The organism is Micromonospora sp. U56, assembly GCF_018070095.1.
GTDB lineage: Bacteria > Actinomycetota > Actinomycetes > Mycobacteriales > Micromonosporaceae > Micromonospora > Micromonospora purpureochromogenes.
Genome location: NZ_JAGPYL010000066.1, coordinates 1 through 23,915 on the forward strand (window position 1 = coordinate 1; position 23,915 = coordinate 23,915).

General features: G+C 73.7%; 24 protein-coding genes and 1 pseudogene. 9 read left to right on the forward strand and 16 right to left on the reverse strand.

The features are described from left to right. The first annotated feature begins 235 nt into the window (after positions 1-235). Entirely contained in the window at positions 236-667 is a 432-nt protein-coding gene (locus KBX37_RS21125) for a hypothetical protein (protein ID WP_210777662.1), read from the forward strand. Positions 668-677: 10 nt separating this feature from the next. Here the strand turns inward: KBX37_RS21125 and KBX37_RS21130 are convergent, their stop codons facing one another. Then, a complete protein-coding gene (locus KBX37_RS21130) occupies positions 678-2,054 on the reverse strand; it encodes an FAD-binding oxidoreductase (protein ID WP_210777663.1) in 1,377 nt (458 codons plus the stop codon). A gap of 92 nt (positions 2,055-2,146) precedes the next feature. On the opposite strand from KBX37_RS21130, the gene KBX37_RS21135 reads away from it, so the two are divergent. Together KBX37_RS21135 and KBX37_RS21140 are read left to right on the forward strand one after the other, a co-directional pair. Next, positions 2,147-4,243, forward strand: a complete 2,097-nt coding sequence (locus KBX37_RS21135; protein ID WP_210777664.1) for a S9 family peptidase — start codon at positions 2,147-2,149, stop codon at positions 4,241-4,243. Positions 4,244-4,253: 10 nt separating this feature from the next. After that, positions 4,254-4,505: a hypothetical protein gene (locus KBX37_RS21140; protein WP_210777665.1), complete on the forward strand. Its 252-nt coding sequence runs from the start codon at positions 4,254-4,256 to the stop codon at positions 4,503-4,505. 14 nt (positions 4,506-4,519) lie between these two features. On the opposite strand, the gene KBX37_RS21145 is transcribed toward KBX37_RS21140, so the two are convergent. The 7 genes and pseudogenes from KBX37_RS21145 to tnpA form a co-directional block, all read right to left on the reverse strand. After that, the gene (locus KBX37_RS21145) at positions 4,520-6,646 is read right to left on the reverse strand and encodes a bifunctional polysaccharide deacetylase/glycosyltransferase family 2 protein (RefSeq protein WP_307849145.1); all 2,127 of its coding nucleotides are present in this window, start codon (positions 6,644-6,646) and stop codon (positions 4,520-4,522) included. Positions 6,647-6,648: 2 nt separating this feature from the next. Beyond that, positions 6,649-7,074 (reverse strand): hypothetical protein, encoded by a 426-nt coding sequence (locus tag KBX37_RS21150; RefSeq protein WP_210777666.1) that lies wholly within the window; start codon positions 7,072-7,074, stop codon positions 6,649-6,651. Between the two features lie 92 nt (positions 7,075-7,166). After that, positions 7,167-8,690 carry an FtsX-like permease family protein gene (locus KBX37_RS21155; RefSeq protein ID WP_210777667.1) on the reverse strand — a complete coding sequence of 508 codons (1,524 nt, stop codon included), beginning with the start codon at positions 8,688-8,690 and terminating at the stop codon, positions 7,167-7,169. After that, positions 8,687-9,388, reverse strand: coding sequence for an ABC transporter ATP-binding protein (locus tag KBX37_RS21160; RefSeq protein ID WP_210777668.1), 702 nt, complete (start codon positions 9,386-9,388; stop codon positions 8,687-8,689). The genes KBX37_RS21155 and KBX37_RS21160 overlap by 4 nt, the downstream gene beginning before the upstream one ends. Further along, entirely contained in the window at positions 9,385-9,921 is a 537-nt protein-coding gene (locus KBX37_RS21165; protein ID WP_210777669.1) for a PadR family transcriptional regulator, read from the reverse strand. Before KBX37_RS21165 ends, KBX37_RS21160 begins: the two co-directional genes overlap by 4 nt. 53 nt (positions 9,922-9,974) lie before the next feature. Beyond that, positions 9,975-10,541 carry a TIGR03086 family metal-binding protein gene (locus tag KBX37_RS21170; RefSeq protein WP_210777670.1) on the reverse strand — a complete coding sequence of 189 codons (567 nt, stop codon included), beginning with the start codon at positions 10,539-10,541 and terminating at the stop codon, positions 9,975-9,977. A 369-nt stretch (positions 10,542-10,910) separates the two neighbouring features. Continuing rightward, positions 10,911-11,216 (reverse strand): annotated as a pseudogene (tnpA, locus tag KBX37_RS21175) (IS200/IS605 family transposase); the annotation flags it as partial. Positions 11,217-11,232: 16 nt separating this feature from the next. Here tnpA and KBX37_RS21180 point away from each other — a divergent pair. After that, positions 11,233-12,651, forward strand: a complete 1,419-nt coding sequence (locus KBX37_RS21180) for an RNA-guided endonuclease TnpB family protein (protein WP_210777671.1) — start codon at positions 11,233-11,235, stop codon at positions 12,649-12,651. A 242-nt stretch (positions 12,652-12,893) separates the two neighbouring features. Here KBX37_RS21180 and KBX37_RS21185 read toward each other — a convergent pair whose 3' ends face one another. From KBX37_RS21185 to KBX37_RS21210, 6 genes are read right to left on the reverse strand one after another with little or no spacing between them, the layout of a single operon-like run. Further along, positions 12,894-14,432 (reverse strand): SpoIIE family protein phosphatase, encoded by a 1,539-nt coding sequence (locus KBX37_RS21185; RefSeq protein WP_210777672.1) that lies wholly within the window; start codon positions 14,430-14,432, stop codon positions 12,894-12,896. Between the two features lie 2 nt (positions 14,433-14,434). Further along, complete coding sequence (locus tag KBX37_RS21190) at positions 14,435-15,787, reverse strand: sensor histidine kinase (RefSeq protein ID WP_210777673.1); 1,353 nt, start codon at positions 15,785-15,787, stop codon at positions 14,435-14,437. Next, positions 15,784-16,800 carry a SpoIIE family protein phosphatase gene (locus tag KBX37_RS21195; RefSeq protein WP_374103809.1) on the reverse strand — a complete coding sequence of 339 codons (1,017 nt, stop codon included), beginning with the start codon at positions 16,798-16,800 and terminating at the stop codon, positions 15,784-15,786. The genes KBX37_RS21190 and KBX37_RS21195 overlap by 4 nt, the downstream gene beginning before the upstream one ends. Further along, positions 16,797-17,213, reverse strand: a complete 417-nt coding sequence (locus tag KBX37_RS21200) for an ATP-binding protein (protein WP_088959353.1) — start codon at positions 17,211-17,213, stop codon at positions 16,797-16,799. Before KBX37_RS21200 ends, KBX37_RS21195 begins: the two co-directional genes overlap by 4 nt. Further along, positions 17,210-17,632 (reverse strand): STAS domain-containing protein, encoded by a 423-nt coding sequence (locus tag KBX37_RS21205; protein ID WP_210777675.1) that lies wholly within the window; start codon positions 17,630-17,632, stop codon positions 17,210-17,212. Before KBX37_RS21205 ends, KBX37_RS21200 begins: the two co-directional genes overlap by 4 nt. Next, positions 17,632-18,492, reverse strand: a complete 861-nt coding sequence (locus KBX37_RS21210; RefSeq protein WP_210777676.1) for an STAS domain-containing protein — start codon at positions 18,490-18,492, stop codon at positions 17,632-17,634. The genes KBX37_RS21205 and KBX37_RS21210 overlap by 1 nt, the downstream gene beginning before the upstream one ends. Positions 18,493-18,651: 159 nt before the next feature. Between KBX37_RS21210 and KBX37_RS21215 the strand changes: the two genes are divergently transcribed. Next, entirely contained in the window at positions 18,652-19,008 is a 357-nt protein-coding gene (locus tag KBX37_RS21215) for an STAS domain-containing protein (protein WP_088959356.1), read from the forward strand. 10 nt (positions 19,009-19,018) lie between these two features. Here KBX37_RS21215 and KBX37_RS21220 read toward each other — a convergent pair whose 3' ends face one another. Continuing rightward, the gene (locus KBX37_RS21220) at positions 19,019-20,257 is read right to left on the reverse strand and encodes an MFS transporter (protein WP_210777696.1); all 1,239 of its coding nucleotides are present in this window, start codon (positions 20,255-20,257) and stop codon (positions 19,019-19,021) included. 136 nt (positions 20,258-20,393) lie between these two features. Between KBX37_RS21220 and KBX37_RS21225 the strand changes: the two genes are divergently transcribed. The 4 genes from KBX37_RS21225 to KBX37_RS21240 all read left to right on the forward strand — a co-directional run bounded on the left by KBX37_RS21225 (position 20,394) and on the right by KBX37_RS21240 (position 22,333). After that, the gene (locus KBX37_RS21225; RefSeq protein ID WP_210777677.1) at positions 20,394-21,077 is read left to right on the forward strand and encodes a FadR/GntR family transcriptional regulator; all 684 of its coding nucleotides are present in this window, start codon (positions 20,394-20,396) and stop codon (positions 21,075-21,077) included. Positions 21,078-21,116: 39 nt separating this feature from the next. After that, on the forward strand, positions 21,117-21,590 hold the full coding sequence (mscL, locus tag KBX37_RS21230; protein WP_210777678.1) for a large conductance mechanosensitive channel protein MscL: 474 nt from the start codon (positions 21,117-21,119) through the stop codon (positions 21,588-21,590). An 81-nt stretch (positions 21,591-21,671) separates the two neighbouring features. Then, entirely contained in the window at positions 21,672-21,929 is a 258-nt protein-coding gene (locus KBX37_RS21235) for a hypothetical protein (protein WP_088959360.1), read from the forward strand. A 29-nt stretch (positions 21,930-21,958) separates the two neighbouring features. Beyond that, on the forward strand, positions 21,959-22,333 hold the full coding sequence (locus KBX37_RS21240; protein ID WP_179802673.1) for a hypothetical protein: 375 nt from the start codon (positions 21,959-21,961) through the stop codon (positions 22,331-22,333). Positions 22,334-22,506: 173 nt separating this feature from the next. On the opposite strand, the gene KBX37_RS21245 is transcribed toward KBX37_RS21240, so the two are convergent. Then, positions 22,507-23,841: a benzoate/H(+) symporter BenE family transporter gene (locus KBX37_RS21245; protein WP_210777679.1), complete on the reverse strand. Its 1,335-nt coding sequence runs from the start codon at positions 23,839-23,841 to the stop codon at positions 22,507-22,509. Positions 23,842-23,915: the final 74 nt, after the last annotated feature.

The window sequence follows — 23,915 nt, forward strand, 5'->3', positions numbered from 1 at the left end:
CACTCGACGGATAACATGAGCGGGCATCATCCCCGCCACGATCTCTGTTGCACACACATCGCGATCATGGCGGGGATGATCTATTTGTCGAGCACCGCCAATCGGCGCGTCTCGCTATAACCCTCAGCCCTCAACCGGTTACCCGACGGTCTCTGAGCCCGTCGCCTGGCCGCCCGGGCCCGTAGGCCAACGGCGAGGGACATCGCACGTATGTCGATGCGAGTACCGTGACCGCATGTCGGATGTCGCGGGTGTCAGCGAGGAACGCCGCCCGCGGGTCGGCGTCATCCTCACCGGGCACCTCGTGCTCGCCGGGGCGCTCGTCGTGCCGGCGGCGGCCTACCTGGGTCGAATGGCCAGTGCCGGGGTGGGCCCGGCGGACATGGTCACCGGCCAGTACGACCCGAAGGACATGGTGCCGTTCGGGATGAGCGGGGCGAACCCGTTCGCCTGGCTCTATCTGGCCGTGTCCCTGCTGTATCTCGCGGGAGTCGTGCTCGGGCCGGCGCTGGCCCTCTACACCGGGGCGGTGCTGGCCCGGGAGCGGGACCGGCTGCCGCCGCGCGCCCGGGCCCTGCTGCTCGCCGCCACGCTCACCACGCTCGCGCTGACGGTGCTGCGCTTCACCCCGGCGCTGCACGTCATGCAGCGGTGGTGGCTGGACTGACCGCCGGCGCTCACAGCCCGCCGGGCAGGCGGCCCGGGGCGAGCCGCCGGTGCGGGTCGAGATGGTCCTTCGCCGCCCGGAGCCGGGGAATCACCGCCGCCTCACCCCACACGTCGACGGCCTGCCGGACGGGCTCGGGCGCGTTGACCACCACGCACCGCCCCCGCCGGGCGAGCAGCACCCCGCGTACGGCGGCGAGGATCGAGGCGACCCGGTCGCCGGGCAGCGACCCGGGCAGGGCCGCGTGCACCACGCCCAGCCCGGCGGAGCCGCGCACCGGGACCGGAGCGCCGGCCGCGTCCCGCAGCGCGTAGACCGCGGCGTGCAGGTCGGTGATCGGCACCTCGATGCGCAACGCCGTGTCGCCCGGCCCGAACGGGTAGCGCCGCCACCACGACGGGGCCGCGTCGAGCACGCTCGCCTGGCCCTCGAAGAGCGCCACCAGCCGCTCGGCCCGCTCGGTGACGTCGGCCGGACCCCCCTCCAGCAGCACCGCCAGGGTGCCGGCGCCGTCGCGCGCCGCCGGCTGCTCGCCCCGCCGCCCGGCCATCGAGGGGTGGTTGGCGCGGGCCGCCGCCAGCGACTGGTGCACCGGCCGGTGCGACCGGGACCCGGCGGCGGGCAGGTCGAGCTCGACGGCGGCCGCGTCGAGGCGGGCGGCGAGCACCGCGCACACCAGGTCGTGCACCTCCAGCGGCGTCCACACCGGCCGGGTCACCCAGACCCGGCTGGCCGGCACGGCCTGCACCCGCAGCGTGGCCGAGACCAGCACCCCGAGCCCGCCCTGTGAGCCGCAGAGCAGCCGGCCCACGTCGAGCCCGACCGGCGCCGGCCCGGCCGGCGGTTCGGCCGCGCCCGCGCTGACCAGCTCACCGTCGGCGTCCAGCCAGCGCAGGCCGACCAGTTGCTCGCAGGCGGTGCCGTACCGGTGGCGCAGCGGGCCGGCCTCGTCGGCGGCGAGCACCCCGCCGAGGGTGGCGCCGGGCGAGGACGGATCCAGCGGCAGCCGCCGGCCGGTGCGCTCGAGGATGGACTGCACCGCGCGCAGCGGGGTGCCGGCGCCGATCTCGGCCATCGGCGAGCCGACCGGCTGATGGCCGAGGCCGGCGAGCCGGCCGGTGTCGAGCATGACGTCGACCCGGGCCGGTGCCGCACCCCAGTCGATCTTCGTGCCGGCGCCCCGGGGCACCACGCTCAGGTCGTGCCGGGCGGCCAGCCGCAGCACCTCGGCGGCGGCCTCGGCGGCGCCGGGCACCGCCACCCAGCGGGCGGCCCGCCCGGCGACCTCGTCGGCCGCCCCGGCGAAGCGGGCGAAGGAGGGACCGCAGATCGCGGCCAGCCGTCGGGTGATCTCCATTGCGCCGGTGGATCGTGCTGCTGCCGCCATGCCGGTCATCGTACACATGTTCGAAAGACCTGGCGGCGGGTCGGGCGAAGAGGCCGGGTCGCGGGCGGTGCCCGGCCGGTAACGTGACGCCCGTGACCAAGAAGACCTCCGCGCCCGTCGCGAACCGGGTGCCCGCCGAGCGCACCCACCACGGCGACACCGTCATCGACGAGTACGCCTGGCTCGCCGCCAAGGACGACCCGGCGACGATCGCCCACCTGACCGCCGAGAACGCGTACACCGAGGCCCGCACGGCGCACCTGGAAGGGCTGCGCGCGGAGCTGTTCGAGGAGACCCGCCGGCGCACCCAGGAGACCGACCTCTCGGTGCCCAGCCGCAAGGGCGGCTACTGGTACTACACCCGCACGGTCGAGGGCCAGCAGTACGGCGTGCACTGCCGCCGGGCGGTCCGCGACGGCGAGACCGTGCCCCCGGTCAGCGCGGACGGCGCCCCGCTCGACGGTGAGGAGGTGCTGCTCGACGGCAACCTGATCGCCGAGGGGCACGACTTCTTCGCCCTCGGCGCGTTCGACGTCAGCCCGGACGGGCGCTGGCTGGCGTACTCGACGGACTTCGCCGGCGACGAGCGGTTCACCCTGCGGATCAAGGACCTGAGCACCGGCGAACTGCTCGCCGACGAGGTGCCCGGCACCTTCTACGGCACCGCCTGGTCGGCGGACGCCTCGGTGCTCTTCTACGTCACCGTGGACGAGGCGTGGCGGCCCAACCGGGTGTGGCGGCACGCCGTCGGCACCCCGTCGACCGAGGACGTGGTGGTGCACCAGGAGGACGACGAGCGGTTCTGGGTCGGCGTCGACCTGACCCGCTCCGAGCGCTTCGTGCTCATCGACATCCACAGCAAGGTGACCAGCGAGGTCCGGGTCGTCCCGGCCGGCAACCCCACCGGCGAGCCGGCGGTGATCGCCCCGCGCCGGCAGGGGATCGAGTACACGGTCGAGCACCACGGCCACCGCTTCCTGATCCTGCACAACGACGGCGCGGAGGACTTCGCGCTGGCGTACACCTCGGCGGACGCGCCGGGCGACTGGGTGCCGCTGATCGAGCACTCCCCCGGCACCCGGCTGGAGTCGGTCGACGCGTTCTCCGACCACCTGATCGTCTCGCTGCGCAGCAACGGCCTCACCGGCCTGCGGGTCATCCCGGTCGGCGACGGCGACGCCCACGACATCGACTTCCCGGAACCGATCTACAGCGTCGGCCTGGACGCCAACCCGGAGTACCGCACCCGGCAGATCCGGCTGCGCTACACCTCCCTGGTCACCCCGGACTCGGTGTACGACTACGACCTGGTCACCCGGCAGATGGTGCTGCGCCGCCGCAAGCCGGTCCGGCCGGGGCCGGACGGGCGGGCGTACGACCCGGCCGACTACGAGCAGCACCGTGACTGGGCGCTCGCCGACGACGGCACCCGGGTGCCGATCTCGCTGGTCTGCCGCGCCGGCACGCCCAAGGACGGCTCGGCCCCCTGCGTGATCTACGGGTACGGCTCGTACGAGGCCAGCATGGACCCGTGGTTCTCCATCGCCCGGCTCTCCCTGCTCGACCGGGGCGTCGTCTTCGCCGTGGCGCACATCCGCGGCGGCGGTGAACTGGGCCGACGCTGGTACGACGAGGGCAAGCTGCTGGCCAAGAAGAACACCTTCACCGACTTCGTGGCCTGCGCCCGCCACCTGGTCAAGGCCGGCTGGACGGCCGCCGACCGGCTGGTCGCCCGGGGCGCCTCGGCCGGCGGGCTGCTGATGGGCGCGGTCGCCAACTTGGCTCCGGACGCGTTCGCCGGGATCGTGGCGCAGGTGCCCTTCGTGGACGCGCTCACCTCGATCCTCGACCCGTCGCTGCCGCTGACCGTCACCGAGTGGGAGGAGTGGGGCAACCCGCTCGCCGACCCGGAGGTGTACGCGTACATGAAGTCGTACACCCCGTACGAGAACGTGACGGCCGTCGACTATCCGGCCATCCTCGCGGTGACCAGCCTCAACGACACCCGGGTGCTCTACCACGAGCCGGCGAAGTGGATCGCCCGGCTGCGGGCGATCGCCCCGCAGGGCGACTACCTGCTCAAGACCGAGATGGGCGCCGGGCACGGCGGCCCGAGCGGCCGGTACGACTCCTGGCGCGAGGAGGCGTTCATCAACGCCTGGATCCTCGACAAGCTCGGCCGCGCCTGAGGCCGCCGGCTTGACCAGTCACGACGAGGGCCGGGCGGACGAGGAGCCGCCCGGCCCGGACGTACCGGAACCGGAACCGGAACCGGAACCGGAAGCGGGCGCGGAAGCGGGAGCGCAGGCGGGAGCGGAACCGGGTGCGGCCCGGCGCGGGCCGGCCTGGCTGATCGTCGGCGTGGTCGCCGCCACCCTGCTGATCTGCTGCTGCTCGGCGGTGGTCGGCCTGGCCCTCTCCTGGTTCGCCGGCCTCCTCGACTCCCGCTGACCCCACCGCCCCGGTCAGCGAGAGCGGCCGGGCGGGGCCGCGCCGACCAGCGCCGCCGCCTCGCCGGTGCGGACCATCCGCTGCCAGCGCAGCCGGTTGCCGATCACCGCGGTGACCGCCGACTGCACCACCACCAGGTACATCACCTGCCGGTAGACCAGCTGCTGCAACGGCAACGTCCACAGTGGGCCGAAGCCCTCCCGGTCCAGGCGCAGCGCGTACGCGGCGGTCAGCCCCTGGAGCAGGAGCAGCCCCAGCCAGGCCAGCACGAGCGTCGACCAGGGCAGGAAGAGCAGGCCGTAGACGGCGTACACGTCGACCGCCGGGGCGGCCAGCGGCAGCACGATCTGGAACACCGTCAGGTACGGCAGGCCCCGCCGGCCCAGCTTGCCCCCGGCCCCCGGCTCGCGCAGGGCGTGCCGGTGCTTCCACATCGCCTGCATGGTGCCGTAGCACCAGCGGTAGCGCTGCCGCCAGAGCTGGCGCAGCGAGGAGGGCGCCTCGGTCCAGGCGATCGCCGCCTCCTCGTACACCACCCGCCAGCCGGCCCGGAGCACCTGCATGGTCAGGTCGGTGTCCTCGGCGAGGGTGTCCGAGGGGACGCCGCCGACGGCGAGCAGCACCTCGCGGCGGAACGCGCCGATCGCGCCGGGGATGGTCGGCATGCACTCCAGCACGTCGTACATCCGGCGGTCGAGGTTGAAGCCGATCACGTACTCCAGGTGCTGCCAGCGGCCCAGCAGTCGACGCCGGTTGGCAACCTTGGTGTTGCCGGAGATCGCCCCGACGGTGCGGTCGGCGAAGCCCTGCACCAGCCGGTGCACGGTGTCCGGCTGGAAGACGGTGTCCCCGTCGACCAGCACCAGCAGGTCGGCCCGGGCGGCCCGGATGCCGGTGTTCAGCGCGGCCGGCTTGCCGGCGTTGGCCTGCCGGATGACCCGCACCCCGCGCAGGCCCATCCGCTCGACGATGTCGGCGGTGCCGTCGCTGGAGCCGTCGTCCACCACGATCACCTCCAGCGCCGGGTACGCGCTGGCCACCAGCGACCGCACCGTCGCCGCGATGTTCGCCGCCTCGTTGTACGCGGGCACGATCACCGAGACCGGCGCGGTGACCGGCGGCCGGGGGTGCCGGGGCCGGCGTACCCGGCGGACGTGCAGCTGCGCGCAGGTCACCTGTACGGCGAGCCGGGCGATGCCGAGCACCAGCGCGACGGCGAGCAGGATGTTCATCGCGGTGGCCGCCCACTCGGCCCCGGTCTGGGTCCAGCGCAGCGCGTGGCCGCTCAGCCGGGTGCCGACGCCGGCCGGGACGGTCGACGGCGGCGCATCGACGCCCTCGGAGACGGTGGTGAACCGGTAGCCCTGCTTCGACAGCCGGGTGAGCAGCTGGTCCACGGCCGCCACGGTCTGGCCGCGGTCACCGCCGCCGTCGTGCATGAGCACCACCGCGCCCCGCCCCGGCTGCGGAGTCGCCGCCCGGACGATCGCCGGTACGCCCGGGCGCTGCCAGTCCTTGGGGTCCAGGTCGGCGAGCACGGCCACGTGCCCGCTGCCGGCGGCGGCCCGCAGCGCGTCGTATCCGGCGGCGGTCAGCGACGGGGTGGTGGACGAGAAGGGGGGCCGGAGCAGGGTGACCTCCCGGCCGGTGGCCGCGGCGATCGCCTTGCGGGTCAGCGACAGCTCCAGGTCGGCCCGCCAGCCGGAGACCGTGGCGAGGTCGGCGTGGGTGTAGGTGTGCGAGCCCAGCTCGTGCCCCTCGTCGAGGATCCGCCGGACCAGTTCGGGGTGCGCGTTGACCCGGGAGCCGACCACGAAGAAGGTGGCGTGCGCCCCGTGCCGGCGCAGCACGTCGAGCAGCTCGGGCGTCCACCGCGGGTCCGGCCCGTCGTCGAAGGTGAGTGCGACCGTGCGGTCCGGCATCCGCCGGCTGACCGGTTCGGGCTGGTCGAGCCGCAGCACCGGCCCACCGTCGGTGACCGTCCTCGGCCCGGGCACGTCCGGGGCGGCGGACGGTCCGGAGCCGCCGGCGAGCCCGGTGACCAGCCCGTTGACGGTCAGCGCGGCGAGCAGCAGGAACAGGCCGAGCAGGAGCAGCACCCAGTGGGCCCGCGGGTCGCGGCGGGCTACGTGACGCGCCACGGTCAGTGCGGCTTGCCGGGTGAGCGGCTGGGCTTGGCGGTACGCCGCACGTCGCCCTGGCCGGGCACGCTGGCGGACGGCTGGGGCCCCGGGCGTGCGGTCGTGGTGGCGGACGGATCGGCCGTCCGAATGGGCGTCGGCGCGCCGGTGCCGGTCACCGGCGACGGTCGCGACGAGGCGGCCGGGCTGTCCGGCTGACCCAGTTCCTCTGGAGCATTCACGCCCGCTTCGATCGGCGGCCGCGCCCGGGGGTCGGTCCAGCCCGGCAGCGGGACGGTGCTGTCGCCGAAGATCCCGGCCAGGATCAGCCCGATGCTGGTGAGCAGGCCGAGCCCCATCGCGGTGCCGGCGATCGTCATGAGCCGGCGACGCTTTCCGGTCCGGTCGACGAACACCGGCGGCGTCGTACCGCCCGGCTGGTTGTGCATCTGGTGATCTCCCTGCCCCGCCGCCCGCGGTTCCACCTCCGCTGGCGGGCTTCCGAGTCACAAGCGCCGTGGCCGTACCCGGTGTTACACGGTCAGGCCGTGCGCAACTCCTCGACCGCGGTGCTGGCGCGCAGGAGGAGCAGGCCGACCGCGACCGTCACCAGCACCGCGACCAGGGCGCCGGCGCCGACCAGGGCCAACTGCCCCAGCGGTACGTCGGGCGTCACCGTCACCTCGGGCACCCACAGAGTCCGCAGGTACTGCGCCCGGGTCGCCGGGTCCGCGCAGAGCGACTCGGCGCCGTCGCAGAACTCGGTGGAGTAGCCGCCACCGGTCACCGCGTGACCGGCGACGCCCCGGCTGAGCAGCAGGCCCACGGTGAGCGCGAGCCCCACCGCCGGCACCGCCGGCGCCAGCGCCTGCCAGGCGACCGACCGGGCGAGCGTCCCCCGGGGCACCCCGGTGGCGACCAGCGCCGCATACGCCCGCCGTCGGGCGACGATCCCCTCGACCAGGGCGACGATCAGCCCGCCGGCGGCGATCGCCATGGCCACGCCGACCGCCAGGTCGACGAGGTCCATCGTGCGCAGGTAGAAGCCGTCGCTGCCGCCACGGTCCTGGCCGGTGAGCCGTTCGACCTCGGCGTGGGCCTCGAACGAGGCCCGTATCCCGGCCGCTCCGCCACCCACGATCACGGCGGCCAGCAGGGCGGCGAAGGTGCGGCTGCCGGCCCACGGGTCGCTGGTCAACCGCCGGGACGCCAGCAGCGCGGCCGGTCGCCGGGCGTACCGGTGCAGCAGCCGACCGGAGGTGTACGACAGCCAGCCGGTGCCGACCACCACCCCGGTCAGCGCGGCGAGCCCGCCCCCGAGCAGCAGCAGCGGTGGCAGCAGCAGCGGGGGTTCCCGGTGGTGGTCCTGGTACCAGTCGAGCACCGGGTCCAGGGCGGCGAAGGCGGCGAGGCCGGCGACGATCAGCAGGCCGGCCCACGGCCCGGGCGCCCGTTCCCGGCGGACCTTGCGCACCACGCCGAACGGGGTGGCGGTGACCCGGCGCAGCAGCACCGCGCCGAGCAGCGCCGCCGCCAGCGGCAGCCCGAGCACCACCGCCCCGATCACTCCGGTGGCCGGGAGCACGTCGGTGGGAAGCGCGAGCCGCCCCCGCGCGTCCGGCGCGTCGAGCAGCCGCCGGCCGCCGAGGAAGACGGCCAGCCCGAGGAGGGTCCCGAGGAGGCCGGCCAGGCCGGTCTCCAGCACCGCGAGCCGGGTCACCTGGCCGGAGGTGGCCCCGGCCAGGCGCAGGGCGGCGAGCCGGCGGTCCCGGGCGGGGGCACCGAGCCGGGCGCACTGCCCGGCCAGCGCCAGCACCGGGACGGTGAGCAGGAGCAGCGCGATCGCGGTGCCGCCGCGCAGGCCGGGCTCGCGGAGCAGGGCGTTGGCGTACTGCTCGGAGTTGTTGTTCCCGCGGCCGCCGGGCGGGGTCGGGATGGCCAGCACGGTGAGCGCGGCCAGGCCGGCGAGGGTGGCCAGGGCGGCGCTGAGCGCGGTCAGCACCACCCGGGCGGTGTCGGTGCGGTTGCCGGCCAGGGCGAGCCGGAGCAGGACGGCGGGCCTCACCGGGCGCCGCCGGCGAACGGCAGGTCGAGCCCGAGCCCGCTGGCGTCGACCGCCCCGTCGCGGAGCATCACCTCCCGGTCGGCGTACGCGGCGATCCGCGGCTCGTGGGTGACCAGCACGACGCTGGTGCGCTGCTGCCGGGCGAGCCGGACCAGCTGGGTGAGCACCTGCTCGCCGCTGAGCGTGTCCAGCGCGCCGGTCGGCTCGTCCGCGAAGAGCACCCGGGGCTCGGTGACCAAGGCCCGGGCGGTGGCGCACCGCTGCTGCTGCCCGCCGGACATCTCGCCGGGCCGGACATCGGCCAACTCGGCCACCCCGAGCCGGTCCAGCCAGCCGAGCGCCGCCACCCGCGCTTCTCGCCGCCCCGTGCCGGCGAGGAGCAGCGGGAGGGCGACGTTCTCCGCCGCGGTCAGCTCGGCGACGAGCTGGCCGAACTGGAAGAGCACCCCGAACTCGGTGCGGCGCAGCCGGGACCGGTCCGCCTCCGACCAGGTGTCGATCCGCTCGCCGCGCCAGATGACCTGGCCCGCGTCCGGGCGGAGGATCCCGGCCAGGCAGTGCAGCAGGGTGGACTTGCCGCAGCCGCTGGGGCCGGTGACGGCGACGATCTCGCCCTCGGCGACGTCGAGGGTGACGCCGCCGAGGGCGGGTGTCGGCCCGTACGCCTTCACCACGCCGCGAGCCTGGAGTTGTGTCACGAGTGCACCTCCCGGTGCCAGTCGGCGACCCGGTCCAGGGTGGTCCGCAGCCACCTCAGGTCGGCGTCGAGGTGGGCGATGGCGTAGTCGGCCGAGACCACGTCGTCGAGGGTGGCCGAGGGTGCCGTCTTGACAGCGGTGAGTTCGCGCAGCCGGTCGGTGTGCGCCCGCCCCTGCGCCACCAGGTACGAGCGGGCGGCGCTCACGTCGGCGACCAGCAGCGCCACCACCACCTTGGCGAAGAGCGTGCTGGTGACGTACGGCGCGGGTGGCTCGACGGCGCCGAGCCACCGGTCCAGCGCCTCGCGGCCCTGCCCGGTGAGCTGGTAGGACGTCCGGTCCGGGCCGGCCTCGCGCTCCTGCCCGGTGGCGACCACCAGACCGTCGCGCGCCAACCGGCCCAGGGTCGCGTAGACCTGCCCGAACGCCAGCGGCTTGGCCCGGGGCAGCCGGGCGTCGTGGGCACGCTTCAGCTCGTACCCGTGCCGGTTGCCGGCCGCGAGCAGCCCCAGCAGGACGTGCGAAGTGGACACCGGGCCACTATTCACTCAGTGAATAGCCGATGTCAAGCGTCGGTCGATGCGGTTCAGCGGCTCCAGGCCGGGTCGCGGCCGGCGCGGCCGAGCAGGCGGTCCAGCTCGGTGCAGTCCGGGCCGGTCGTCACCTCCGGGCCGAAGGCGCCCATCTGGCGGCCCATCGGGCCCATCTCATCCAGGAACCGGTGACCGGCGGCGGTGACCTCGGGCGCCGGTTGGTACGGCTGACCGGTGGCCCGGGCCAGGTCCCAACCGTGCACGGCCAGGTCGATGACCCCCATCAGGCCGACCGTCTCCTGGGGCAGCCCCATGCCGGGCGAGGCGCCCTCCTCGGCGGCCGGGTCGGCCCACGCCTCGACCAGCCGGGCGGTCTCGTCGGCGAACCGGTCCCGCCATCCCTCGGTCAGGTGGTCCGTCTTCGCCGACCAGTCCACCTCGCGCCGCCGGGCGAGCGTCTGGAAGTTGACCACCACGTCGTACAGGTGGTTGGCCAGGTCCCGGACGGTGTAGTCCGGGCACGGCGTGGGCAGGTCCAGCTGATCGTCGGTGATCGCCCGGACCACCGCCACGGTTCGCGGTGCGGCGGCGGCCAGCAGATCGCTAGTCTTCGTTCCCATAGGGCCAGCGTACGAAGGCGGTCTTGAACGAATGCGACAGCCACGCGGGGACAACCGGGGCATCCTCGACCCGGAACGGCTGCGCCGGCAGGTGCGGTTCCGTCGGCACCTGCCGGCCCCGCGCTGCGCCCCTGGGTCGAGCACTACTGGCTGATCGACTGGGCGCCAGAGCCGGACCCGGCGGCGACCGAGACGCTGGCGCTGGCCGAGGCGATCCGCACCGACCGCGGTGTGCTGCGGGTGGACGACCTCGCGCGCTCTAATCTGGCGGGTTCTGCTGTTCGATGTATTAGCGCAGAACGGTTAGGGGTGCCGCCGCGGACGGACCCGGCGAAGTACGAGGCTGACCAGAGCCGGTTGTTAGTGGCGAACGAGATCGGGAAACTCCTGACGCATCCGCCGGGACGATACGCTCTTGAGGCTGTTAACCAGCCGCGCCAGGGCCACCTTGGGCGGGTAGTTGACCTGCAGGTGCACGTGTTCGCCTTCGCCGTTGAACTCGATCAGCTCGCACTCGAAGTCGGCGCACACCGACCGCATCATCTCCTCCCACCGCACCAGGTGCCGGTCAGCACATATGCGGTGCCGGAACTTTGTCACGAAGACCAAGTGGGCGTGCAGGGCGGAAAGGCAATGCCTGCCGGTGCGGACGTTGCAATCTCTGTCATAGGCCACTGCGAGACTGTCCGGCGTGCAGCTGCGGTACAACTATCGCGTCTATCCGACGTCCGGTCAGCGGGAAGCGCTGGGGCGGGCGTTCGGGTGTGCGCGGGTGGTGTTCAATGACGCGCTGCGCGCACGGCAGGAAGCCTGGGAGCTGGGCCTGCCCTACATCTGCGACGGGGACCTGTCCAAGCAGGTGATTACGGAGGCGAAGGCGACGCCGCAGCGGGCGTGGTTGGGCGAGGTGTCGGCGGTGGTGTTGCAGCAGGCCCTCGCGGATCTGAACGTGGCGTACCGCAACTTCTTCGCCTCTCTGTCCGGGAAGCGCAAGGGTCGCAAGGTGGCCGCGCCGCGGTTCCGGTCGCGTAAGGACAACCGGCAGGCCATCCGGTTCACCGCCAACGCGCGGTTCAGGGTGTTGGACAACGGTCGGCTGCGGCTGCCGAAAATCGGTGATCTGGCGGTGCGGTGGTCGCGGGCGCTGCCCGCTGCGCCGAGTTCGGTGACGGTCGTCATGGACGCGGCGGGCCGGTACTTCGCCGCGTTCGTCGTCCAGGCCGCCGACGAGCCGCTGCCGCCGGCCGACGCCGAGGTGGGCATCGACCTGGGGTTGACCCACTTCGCGGTCCTGTCCGACGGCACGAAGGTGGCGGCGCCGCGATTCCTGCGAAAAGCCGCTCGCAAGCTGCGCCGGTTGCAGCAGGCGCTGTCTCGCAAGCAGCGGGGCAGCAACAACCGCAAGAAGGCCGTCGTCACGGTGGCGAAGGCGCACGCCCGGGTGGCTGACACCCGCCGAGACTGGCAGCACAAACTCTCGACTGAGATCATCCGCGACAACCAAGCGGTGTACGTCGAGGACCTGTGTGTTACCGGCCTCGCCCGGACCCGACTGGCGAAGTCGGTGCACGACGCCGGCTGGTCGCAGTTCGTCGCGATGTTGGAGTACAAGGCCGCCCGGTACGGGCGCACCTTCGCAAAGATCCACCGGTTCGCGCCCACGTCGCAGAGGTGCTCGGTGTGCGGCCGGCTCGACGGACCCAAGCCGCTCAACGTCCGATCGTGGACCTGCCCGTGCGGCGCGGTCCACGACCGGGACGTCAACGCGGCCATCAACGTGCTCGCGGCGGGACGCGCCGAGAGCCTAAACGCCTGTGGAGCGCAGGTAAGACCGGCACCCGTGCCGGCACCGCGCGAGGAAGCAGGAATCCGCCCGCACGCTGCGCCCTGTTCCACGCACAGCGTGGAGGGAATCCCCGTCCTTCAGCTTCAGGGCGAGGAGAACGTCAAAGCGACCAGGCCCATCTGGTCGGCGACTTTACCGCCGTCACCGGCGTCTCCCCCACGGCCTACGTCCGCTCCCTACGCTGACGACGGTGCCCCCACCCGGGGACTCACCCCTCACCCTCACCCACACCTCACCCACCGTCACCGCACCCGCACCCCCTAGGTCCAGCCCACATCCTTTTCTCTGCTGCCGCCGACGCAACGCAAGCGCAGAATCCCCCATTCTGCGGAGGCCCGCCACCGACGGGGATTCCCCTGTCCGCTGCTCGGAGCAGTGTTGCGAATGAGGCAGCAGAGCAAAGGATGTGAAGGGGTGGTGGGACGGATCCAGTCGTGCGACTTTGCGTGAGGATGATCGAAGGTCACTCTTCGTGCCACACCTGCGTGACGGGACGAGCCGTGCGGTCAGCGGCGGCGGACGGCCACCACGGCGACGTCGTCGTGGATCTCCGGCGGGGCCAGCTCGACCAGCAGGCGGTGACAGAACCGGTCGAGGTCGTCGTCCACCCGGGCGGCACACGCGGCCAGCGCGGCCAGGCCCTCGTCGATGGTGGCGTCCCGACGCTCGATCAGGCCGTCGGTGTAGAGCACCAGCGTCGCGCCGGCCGGCAGGACGAACTCCAGGTCGTCGGGGCGCTCGGCCCGTACCCCCAGCAGCGGCGCCGACTGCTGGACGAAGTCCACCCGGCCGTCGACGCTCACCAGCGCCGGCAGGTGCCCGGCGCTGGCCAGCCGGATCCGACCGCTGGGCGGGTGCAGCAGCAGGATGCAGAGGGTGGCCAGCTCGTTGCGGAGCAGCGTACGCATCAGCTCGTTGAGCCGGTCCAGGATCACCCCCGGCTGATGCCCCTCCACCGCGTACGCCCGCACGGCGTGCCGCAGCTCGGCCATCACCGTGGCGGCGTGCAGCGAGTGGCCGGCCACGTCACCGATCGCCACCAACAGGTGGCCGTCGAGCATCACCAGCTCGTAGAAGTCGCCGCCCACCTCGGTCTGCGCGCTGGCCGGCTCGTAGCGGACGGCCAGGTCCAGTCCGGCGACCTCGGGCAGCCGCCGGGGCAGCAGGCTCCGTTGCAGGGTGACGGCGATCCGGTGCTCCTCGTCGAACGACCGCTGCGCCTCCACCGCCGAGGCGACCGCCTGGGCGAGCTGCACCAGCACCGGCGTGCGCGCGGTCTGGGTCGCGGACGGCACCACCACGTAGAGCGGGGCGCGGTCCTCGCGCAGCCGGGCGGCGGCCACGGTCACCGTGTCCCCCACCGGCCAGGAGACCAGGCCCCACTCGGCCGGGTCGTTCACCCGTACGGTGGCTCCGGTCGGTACGCCGGTGTCGTCCACCACCCAGGGCACGATCGTCGGCTTCGCGCCCGGTCCGGTGGCGATCCCGGCCAGGCAGTCGCCGTCGAAGGTCTCGGCGATCACCGCCGCCGGGCTCTTGAAGATGTCGGCCGCGCCCGCCGCCGCCGATTCCAGCAGGCGGGCGAAGTTCGGGGCGGCGTGCACCGCGACGGTGGTGTCGGCCAGCCCGGTGAGTCGCTCGGCGAGCAGTTCCGCGCGCTGCCGTGCCTGGTAGTAGCGCAGCACCGCGTGGGCGGTGGCGACCAGTTCCTCCGGCTCGATCGGCTCGGCCAGGTAGGCGTCCGCGCCCCGGGTCAGCCCCTGCGCCCGGTCCACCACGTCGACCGCGTGCGCGGACACGTGGATCACCGGCATCGCCGGGTGGTCCGCCTTGATCCGCTCGCAGACGTCGAAGCCGCTCAGGTCGGGCAGCCGTACGTCGAGCACCACCAGGTCGATCGGGTCCGTCGCGACCCGTTCCAGCGCCTCGGTGCCGGTCTCCGCCTCACGGACCGCGAAGCCGGCCCGAGTCAGCCAGCTGACCAGCAGGTAACGCTTGGTGCGACTGTCGTCGACCACCAGCACCGTCGCCTGGTCGCCGACCATCGTCAGGCTCCGCTCGCCGGTAGGACGACGGTGAAGGTGCTGCCCCGGCCGGGCTCGCTGGTCAGCTCCAGCGTCCCGCCGAGCAGGGTCACCAACCGCCGCGCGTACGGCAGGCCGAGGCCGGTGCCGCCGACCCGACTGGCCCCCGGCACCTGGTAGAACTCCTCGAAGATCCGTTCGTGCAGCTCCGGACGGATGCCGACGCCGGTGTCGGAGACCGACAGGCGCCACCGCTCGTCGTCCCGCTGCGCGGTCATCCGTACCTCACCGCGCTCGGTGAACTTCAGCGCGTTGTGCAGCAGGTTGCGCAGCACCTGGGAGAGCAGCACCTCGTCCGAGCGGAGCACGGCCGGCACCGGCGGCTCCTCCACCACCAGCTCGACGGCCGACCGGTTGGTCAGCGCCCGCAGGGTGCCGCGCAGCTGGCCGAAGACCGCCCGCAGGTCGACGTCGGCCCACTCCGGCTCGATCCGCCCGGACTCCGCCTTGGCCAGATCCAGCAGGGCGTTGACCAGGGAGAGCAGGTCGGCCGCCGAGGCCCGGATCAGCTCCACCTGCTCGGACTGCTCGGGGGTGAGCGGGTCGGAGGCGGTGTCGGTGAGCAGCCGCCCCAACCCGATGATCGCGGTCACCGGGGCGCGCAGCTCGTGGCTGACGTTGGCCAGGAAGCGGCTCTTCGACTCGCTCGCCGTCCGCAGCTGCGCCGACTTCTCGTCCAGCTCGGCGTAGAGCGCCACCACGCCGCGGTTGGTCTCCTCCAGCTCCTCGGAGAGCTGGGTGTAGAGCGCCATCACGCCCCGGTTGGTCTCCTCCAGCTCGGCGTTGAGCACCGCCAGCTCGTCGCGCTGGCTGCGTACCTCGTCCAGCGCGGCGATGAGCTGCTCGTTCTGGGTGGCGAGCTCGTCCAGGGCACTGCCGGGCGCGCTGTGCCCGAGCTCGGCGCGCAGCTCGGCCAGCCGCGCCTCGGTCAGCGCCTGGGCGGCGGCCGGGACACGTCGGGACATCCTCACGACCGTATCCCCCTCCTCGCTGGTCACACCCAGTGTGTCCACCAAACGCGCCACCGCGCCCGACTGGGGCTCGTACCGGCCGCCGGGCAGGGGGCTGGCCGGGGTGAGGTCGACGCGCAGCGCGCGGCGGCCGTCCCGACCGTGCACCACGTGGAAGGCGACGTCCGCGCCGCCGACGGTACGCAGCAGGTCACGGGCGACCTCACTGAGCGCGGTGGCGAGCCGGACCTGGTCCTGGTGCTCCAGACCGACGGCGGCGGCGACCTCCCGACCGCGTTGGCGGACGAGGAAGATGTCCTGCTCCACCCGCAGCGCCATCTGCAGCAGCGGCTCGCCGGCGCTCATGCCGGTGTCCTCGCCGCCAGGACGCAGGCGTCGTCGCGGCGGATGCCGGCGTCCCGCAGCAGCGTCGCGGCGAGCACCAGCGGAGATCGCCCGGTCAGCCCGGGGTAGTCGCCGATCCGCCACCGGTCGACCACGCCGTCGCTGTGCATGACCAGGGTCGCCTCCGGCGGGAAGGCGTAGTCGTACTCCCGGACGGACGGTCGCTGGTGACCGGCGATGCCGGGCAGCGAGACCAGGCCCCGCCGCTCGTCGGCGGCCCCGAGGACGACGCCGGTGATGTTGCCGAGCCCGGCGTACCGGAGCACGCCGGCCGACGGGTCCAGCTCGGCCACGGCCAGGGCCGCGCCCCGGGTGTGCGTCATCGCGCGGTGCAGGTGCTGCACCACGGTGGCGGGCGGGGCGGCCGGCGCGGTACGGAAGGCGGCCAGTGCGGTGTCGGCGGCCGCGCCCGCCAGCGCCCCGTGCCCGAGGCCGTCGCAGACCAGCACCTGGTAGCGACCCTCGGCCACCCGTACGGCGTGCCCGTCGCCGCTGACCTGCTCGCCACTGATCGGCCGGGTCAGCCCGGCCGCCCAGGCGGGGCGCACCGGCGCGGCCTTCGGCCACACCTGCACGGCGAGGACGGTGCCCTTGCCCGGCCAGGACCAGGCGTCGTACCAGCTCGCCTGGCGGCTGATCGCGCCCAGGCCGATGCCGAGCGTGCCGGTGGTGGAGTGGCCGTCCCGGGAGGAGACGGTCAGGTCCGTCATGCCGGGGCCGGAATCGATCGCGATCAGCTCCACACCGGCGTGGTCGCCGTCGCGGACCGGCCGCAGCAGCAGCAGTCCTTCCTCGGCGTGCTTGACCAGATTGCTGGTCAGCTCGGCGGCGACGATGGCGAGTTCGGCGACCCGGTCGGGGTGCAGGCCGAGCTGGCCGCCGAGGCGTTCGGCGGCCCGCCGCACCGAGCTGGCGGCGCTGCTGTTCTCGACCCGGAACCAGTTGCCGGGATCGGGAACAGCGTGGGTGTTCACCGGGACCACTTGGTGACGGTGATCCGGGTGCCCTCGCCGACGACGGTCTGGATGTCGAAGTCGTCGACCAGGCGTCGAGCCCCGCTGAGGCCCAGCCCGAGGCCGCCGCCGGTGGTGTACCCGTCGGTCAGCGCGAGGTCGAGGTCGGGGATGCCGGGGCCGGTGTCGGCGAAGACCACCCGTACGCCCCGGCGCCGGCCGTCCTCGACCACCGTCACCTCGGCACCGCCGCCCCCGCCGTAGATCAGCGTGTTGCGGGCCAGCTCGCTGGCCGCGGTGACGAGCTTCGTCTGGTCGACCAGGGAGAGCTTGGCGGCCACCGCGACGGTGCGCACCAGCTGCCGGACGCGGACGACGTCCTCGTCGCTGCCGATCGCCTGGGCTTTCGGGCCCAGGTCGACGCCCGCAGTCATGGTGATGTCGCCGCCGTTCCTGACTCCACGTCCTCCGGATCGTCGTCGAACCCGAGGTCGTCGTCCGCCCGGCTCACCGCGATCAGCTCCATGCCGCGCTCGACGTTCAGCGCGGTCCGGATGCCGTGCAGCGACAGGCCCAGCTCGACCAGCGTGATGGCGACCGCGGGACGCATCCCGACGACCACCGTCTCGGCGTCGAGCACCTTGGAGATCGAGGCGATGGTGGAGAGCATCCGCCCGACGAAGGAGTCGACGATGTCCAGCGCCGTGATGTCGATGATCACGCCGTGCGAGCCGGTGGCCACGATCCGCTCGGCCAGGTCCTCCTGGAGGGCGACGGCCGTCTGATCGGACATGTCGATCTGGATGGAGACCAGCAGGATGTCGCCGATCTTCAGGATCGGCACCCGCTCCATCACGCCTCCCGGCGCGAGTGGCGGCGAGCCGTCTCGACGCCGGTGAGCCGCAGCACGTGCCGCAGCGCGTCGGCGAGGCTGGCCTTGGTGGCGATGTCCCCGAACTCGATGCCGAGCGCGACGATGGTCTGGGCGATCTGCGGCCGGATGCCGGAGATGATGCAGTCGGCGCCCATCAGCCGGGCGGCCACCACCGTCTTGAGGATGTGCTGGGCGACCTGCGTGTCGACGGCCGGCACGCCGGTGATGTCGATGATCGCGTACGGCGAGCCGGTGTCGACCAGGGTCTGCAGCAGCCGCTCCATCACCACCTGGGCGCGGGCCGAGTCGAGCGTGCCGACCAGCGGCACGGCGACCACGCCGTCCCAGATCTTGACCACCGGGGTGGAGAGTTCGAGCAGCTGCTCGGCCTGGTCGGCGATCAGGCCCTCGCGGGCCTGCACGTACGTCTCGAAGGTGGACAGGCCCATCTGGTCGACCACGCCGTCGAAAGCGAGGACGTCGCGCAGCGACAGCCCGCCGTCGGCGGCGTCGGCCAATTCGACCAGCACCTCCTTGAGCGCGTAGACGCTGACCGCGGTCTCGGTGGCGGAGAAGCCCTGCCGGGCCCGGTTGCGCGACAACTCACCGAGCACGGCCCGCAGTTCGGCCGCCGACTCGGAGGAAATGTCCGCGAGCCCCCGGGCACCCGCATTGATCATGCTGCGGTGCAGCTCCTGCACCTGAAGGCGCAGTTCCGCCTGGCTGAGCCGGCCACGCAACGAGGTCGCGACCAGCTCCGTCCAGCGCTGGACGATCCGCTCGGCATGCTCAGTAAGCAGGCCGGCGAGCCGGTCACCCTCTTCCGTGGTCATCGCCATTGTTACCTCCTCTGAGCTGGGCCGGCCGGACTCTATCACCGCCGACCGGCCCGGTACTTGTCACGAGGCAAAGAAATGATCAGGCACACCTGATCCCGCTCCCGTTCTGCGTGTTCGGGCGTTCGTGGGATACCGTTCCACCGATAACAGGAGGTCCGAATGTCCTTGACGGTGCACACGGAACAGCGCGGCGACGTGGTCGTCGTCTCGGTCGCGGGCGAGCTCGACATGGCGACCGCACCGCAGCTGCAGGACCAGATCACCGACCTGCTCGACAAGGGCCGCAGCCGTCTCGTGTTCGACCTGGCCGACGTGTCGTTCTGTGACTCGACCGGCCTGTCGGTCTTCGTGCGCGCGAAGAACAGCTGCGACGAGGCCGGCGGCGTGGTCCGGCTGGCCGCCCCGCAGCGCGGCGTGCTGCGCATCCTCGAGGTCAGCGGCCTGGTCGAGGTGCTGCACACGTACCCGACGGTCGAGCAGGCCGTGGCGGGCGACCCGACACCGGCCTCCTCCTGACCGGTTCTCCTCAGCGCTCGTCCTCGATGAAGCGGGGACGAGCGATCACCATGCCCGCGGTCGTCTGCACGGCCAGCGCGGCGACCAGGAACCCGAGCGGGGCCGTCCAACCTCCGGTCGCCTCGTAGAGGATGCCGACCAGCAGCGGCCCGAGGGCCGCGATCACGTACCCGGTGCTCTGCGCGAAGGCGGACAGCGCCACCGTGCCCTCGGCGGTCCGGGCGCGCAGGCCGATGGTGGTCAGGATCAGCGGGAACGCGCCCTGACCCAGGGCGAGCAGCAGGACCCAGAGCGGCGCGAGGCCGTGCGGCGCCAGGGCCAGACCGACGTACGCGGCCGCGGAGAAGGCGGTCAGCGCCAGCACCACCGGTCGTAGCGTCCGCAGCCGGCCGGCCAGGGTCGGCATTCCCAGCGCGACCGGCACGCCGAGCGCGGTCACCCCGGCCAGCAGCAGTCCGGCGGCCTCGGGGCGGTAGCCGGCGTCGCGGAAGAGCTGGGCCAGCCAGCCCATGATCGCGTACCCGCTGAGCGACTGCGCGCCGAAGTAGACCGCCATGGCCCAGCCGAGCCGGGTGCGTTCCGGCCGGATCCGCACCCGCGCGGCGGGGGCCGCCGTCGGGGCCGCGGCCCGCCGGGCGGCGCGGGCCCGCAACGTCAGCGGCACCCACGGGAGTACGGCCACCGCGGCCAGCCCGGCCCAGACGCCGAGCCCGGCCCGCCAGGAGCCGAAGGCGTGCGCGACGGGCACCGCGGAGGCGGCGGCCACCGTCGTGCCCACCGTCAGAGCCATCGTGTACGCCCCGGTGACCAGCCCGGTGCGGTGCGGGAAGTGCTGCTTGACCAGCATCGGCAGCAGGATGTTCGCGACCGCGATGCCGGCCAGCGCGACCGCGCTGGTGAGCACGAAGACCAGCGCGGAGTCGGTGGCCACCCGGAGCACCTGCCCCACGGTGAGGGCGAGCATCGCCACCACCAGCACCCGGGCCGGTGCGTAGCGGCGGACCAGCCACGGGGTGAGCGCGCCGAGACCGGCGAAGGCGATCGTCGGCAGGGTGGTGACGAAGCCGGCCATCGTGCCGGAGAGCGCCAGTCCGGTGCGTACCTCGTCGAGGAGGGCGCCCAGGCTGGTCACCGCGGCGCGGAGGTTCAGCGCGACCAGCAGCATCCCGACCAGCACCAGCGCACCGCCGCGGGCCGCCGAGGGCCGGCCGGCCGGGGGCGCGACAGCGGCCGGGGCGGGCCCGGGCATCACGTCGGCGGTGGGCGCGCCCGGGTCGGCGACGGACCGGTCGGCGGCGGGGGCCTCGGCCTCCGTGCAGGTGGATGGCGGGGTCATGACCTCGAACCTACAATCATGGGATGAATTTCGGCAGCAGGTGTAACCGGTGACACCCACCGTCGATTCCGTCGCCGTGCCCCCGCGCGGCCACCGGGTACGCCAGACGATCGAGCAGCTCAGGGAGCGGATCCTCGGCGGCGAGTGGCCGGTCGGCGGGCGGATCCCGACCGAACCGCAGCTGGTCGCCGCGCTCGGGGTCGGGCGGAACACCGTCCGCGAGGCGGTCCGCGCGCTGGTGCACGCCGGGGTGCTGGAGTGCCGACAGGGCTCCGGGACGTACGTGGTCTCCACCGACGAACTGGCCCCGGTGGTGGCCCGCCGGCTCACCGACGACCGGATGGCCGAGGTGGTCGAGGTCCGGCGCGCCTTCGAGGTGGAGGCCGCCCGGCTGGCGGCGCTGCGCCGTACCCCCGAAGACCTGGCGGCGCTCGACGCGGCGCTCGCCACCCGCGAGGCAGCCTGGCGCTCGGGCCGGGTGGCGGAGTTCGTGGAGGCCGACGCGGCGCTGCACACCGCGGTGGTGGCCGCCGCCCACAACGGCATGCTCGCCGAGCTCTACGCCTCGGTCGGCACGGCGCTGCGCAGCACGGTCGCGCACGCCATGGGGGACGCGCTGGAGCCCGAGCGGTACGTCGACCACGGTCGACTCGTCGCCGCCATCTCCGACGGCGATCCGGCCCGCGCGGCGATCGAGGCCGGCGCTTTCCTGGAGCCGCCCTCCGGGGCATAGGTTGTCCCGGACGCAGAATCGGACAGCACGGGAGTGCGGATGCTCAAGGGCTTCAAAGACTTCATCATGCGCGGCAACGTCGTCGACCTCGCGGTCGGTGTCGTCATCGGTGCCGCGTTCACGGGCGTGGTCACGCAACTGACCAAGTCGTTCCTCGAACCATTGATCCGGGTGATCGTCCTGCTGCTCACCGGCAGCGACAAGGGCCTGGCGGGCACGGCTCCCACGTTCCAGGGGATCGCCTTCGACTGGATCGCCTTCGTCAACGCCGTGATCACCTTCCTGCTCACCGCGGCGGCGCTCTACTTCCTCGTCGTCTTCCCGATGAACCGGCTCGCGGAGCGCCGCAAGCGGGGCGAGGAGCCGCCGCCCTCGGCGCCGAGCGAGGAGGTCAAGCTGCTTACCGAGATCCGGGACGCCCTGGTCGCCGGCGGGCACACCACGCCGGCGCAGCAGCGGGGCGCGCTCGACGACGTGCTCGGTCGGCGTACGGAGCCGCCCGCGCCGCGCTGACGCGACCGCATGCACATCGGCCCCTGTGGGAATCCCACAGGGGCCGACCCGTGTCGTACACATGTTCGATAGAGTCCCGTCATGGAACAGCGCAAGCACTGGTGGAACGGCAAATGGGGGCGGCTGGCCCGGCGGGACGTCTTCCTCCGGGTGGACGCCGACCGCTGGCACGTCGAGCAGCGGGCCGGCGGTGCGGAGGGCGTCTCCCAGTTCTACGAGTACGGCAGCGCGGAGGAGGCCGAGGAGACCGTCCGGGCCCTGCTGGAGGGGACCGACGGCTGGCGGGAGCTCTCCCCGCGCCCGCCGAGCGCCTGGGCCCCGCCGAGCACCGGCGTTTAGCGGCGCGCCGGCCCGGGAACCGCCCGGGAATGAAGCAGCAGGGCACCGAGCAGCAGGCGGCCATCTCCCGGGTCACCACCGGCATGCGGGTCATCGACACGGCCGGCGTCGAGGTCGGCACCGTCGACCTCGTGCAGCGGGGTGACCCGAACGCGGTGACCGTGCAGGCGCCGACCGCCGACCCGGGCGGCAGCCTCGACGAGCTGATCGAGTCGGCCGCGGTGGAGGAGCCGGACGTGCCCGCCGACCTCGCCGCCCGGCTGCTGCGTACCGGCTACCTCAAGGTCTCCACCGAGCTGGCCCGCACCGGCGCGGTCTACGTGCTGGCCGACCAGATCGCCGCCGTCACCGACGGCCAGGTACGCCTCGGCGTCGGCGTCGGCGACCTCCCCCCGGAGGAGTGACCGCCCGATCGCGGGGACGCGACGACCGACCGGGCCTCGGGCTGACGCGACCACCACAGGTGTGGTCGACGCGCTACGGACCTGATGACGTGGATGACTCAAGGCTGGCCTGCGGCGCCCGACACCCGGTGAGTCGTCTACGTCATCAGGTCTACAGGCACTCCGCACCCGAGTCAGCGCCTCGTGACCTCGCCGCCGGTCTCGGCCGGCACGCCCGGATCCGACCCGCTCCCGTCCGACCCGAACTCACCCGATCCGGGCTCGGCCGAGCCGGCCTGGCTGACCTCAACCGAACCGTTCTCCGCCGCGCGGGAGGGCCCCGGCACCGTGGCCGGCGCGGCCGGGCCGGCCGGCGGCGACGCGGCGCGCCGGCGGAAGAGCACCAGCATCAGCCAGCCGGCGAGCAGGCCCCAGAACGCGCCGGCCACCCCGAGCAGGCTCACCCCCGAAGCGGTGACCACGAAGGTCACCACCGCCGCCTCCCGGCTCTCCGGCTCGGCGACCGCAGCGGCGACCGCCGCGGCCAGTGCACCGAGCAGCGCCAGCCCGGCCACCGCCTCGATCAGCACCGGCGGGGAGAGCAGCACCAGCGCGGTCGCCACCCCCGCTCCCAGCCCGAGCAGCGCCAGCCCCAGGCCGGCGGTGACCGAGGCGATCCAGCGCCGCTCCGGGTCCGGGTGGGCGTCCGGCCCGGCCGCCAGGGCGGCGCTGATCGCCGCGAGGTTCACCGCGTGCCCGCCGAGGGGCGCACCGAGCGCGCTGGCCAGCCCGGTCGCCCGCAGCGCCGCGTTCAGCGGGGGCTGGTAGCCGTAGCCGCGCAGCACCGCCGTACCGGGGACGTTCTGGGCGGCCATGGTGACCAGGAAGAGCGGCAGCGCCAGCCCGACCAGCGCCGGCACGGTGAACGCCGGCACGGTCAGCTCGACCACCGGCCGGAACCCGCCGACGCCCCCGGCCGGCGAGGTGAGCGCGATCGTCACCGCGGCCACCACCAGCGCCGCCGGCACGGCCCAGCGCCGGGCGAACCGGTGCAGCACCAGCCAGGTGACGATCACCGGTACGGCCAGCCGGGGCACCTCGACCAGCGCCCGCACCGGGGCGGTGCAGAGCGGCAGCAGCACCCCGGCCAGCATCGCCGCCGCCACCGGGCCCGGGATCGCGGCGACCGCCCGACCCAGCACGGGAAAGAGACCCGCGGCGACGATGAGCACCCCGCAGATCAGGAACGCGCCGACCGCCGCGGGCCAGCCGCCGGGGACCGGGCCGGTGGCGACCAGCAGCGCCGCGCCCGGGGTGGACCAGGCGATCGCGATCGGCATCCGGTGCCGAAGCCCCAGCCAGAGGGCGCAGAGCCCGGACGCCACGCTGACCGCGAGCAGCCCGGAGGCGGCCTGGGCCTCGTCGGCGCCGACCGCCCGCAGCCCCGCGAGCACCACCGTGAACGAACTGGCGAAGCCGACCAGCGCGGTCACCACGCCGGCCAGCACCGGTTGCAGCCGTCCCGCCATCACCGCACACCCCCCCCCGTCGTCGCGGCCACCCTAGCGGCGGTCCACCAGCAGGCCGCGCCCGTCCACCGGCC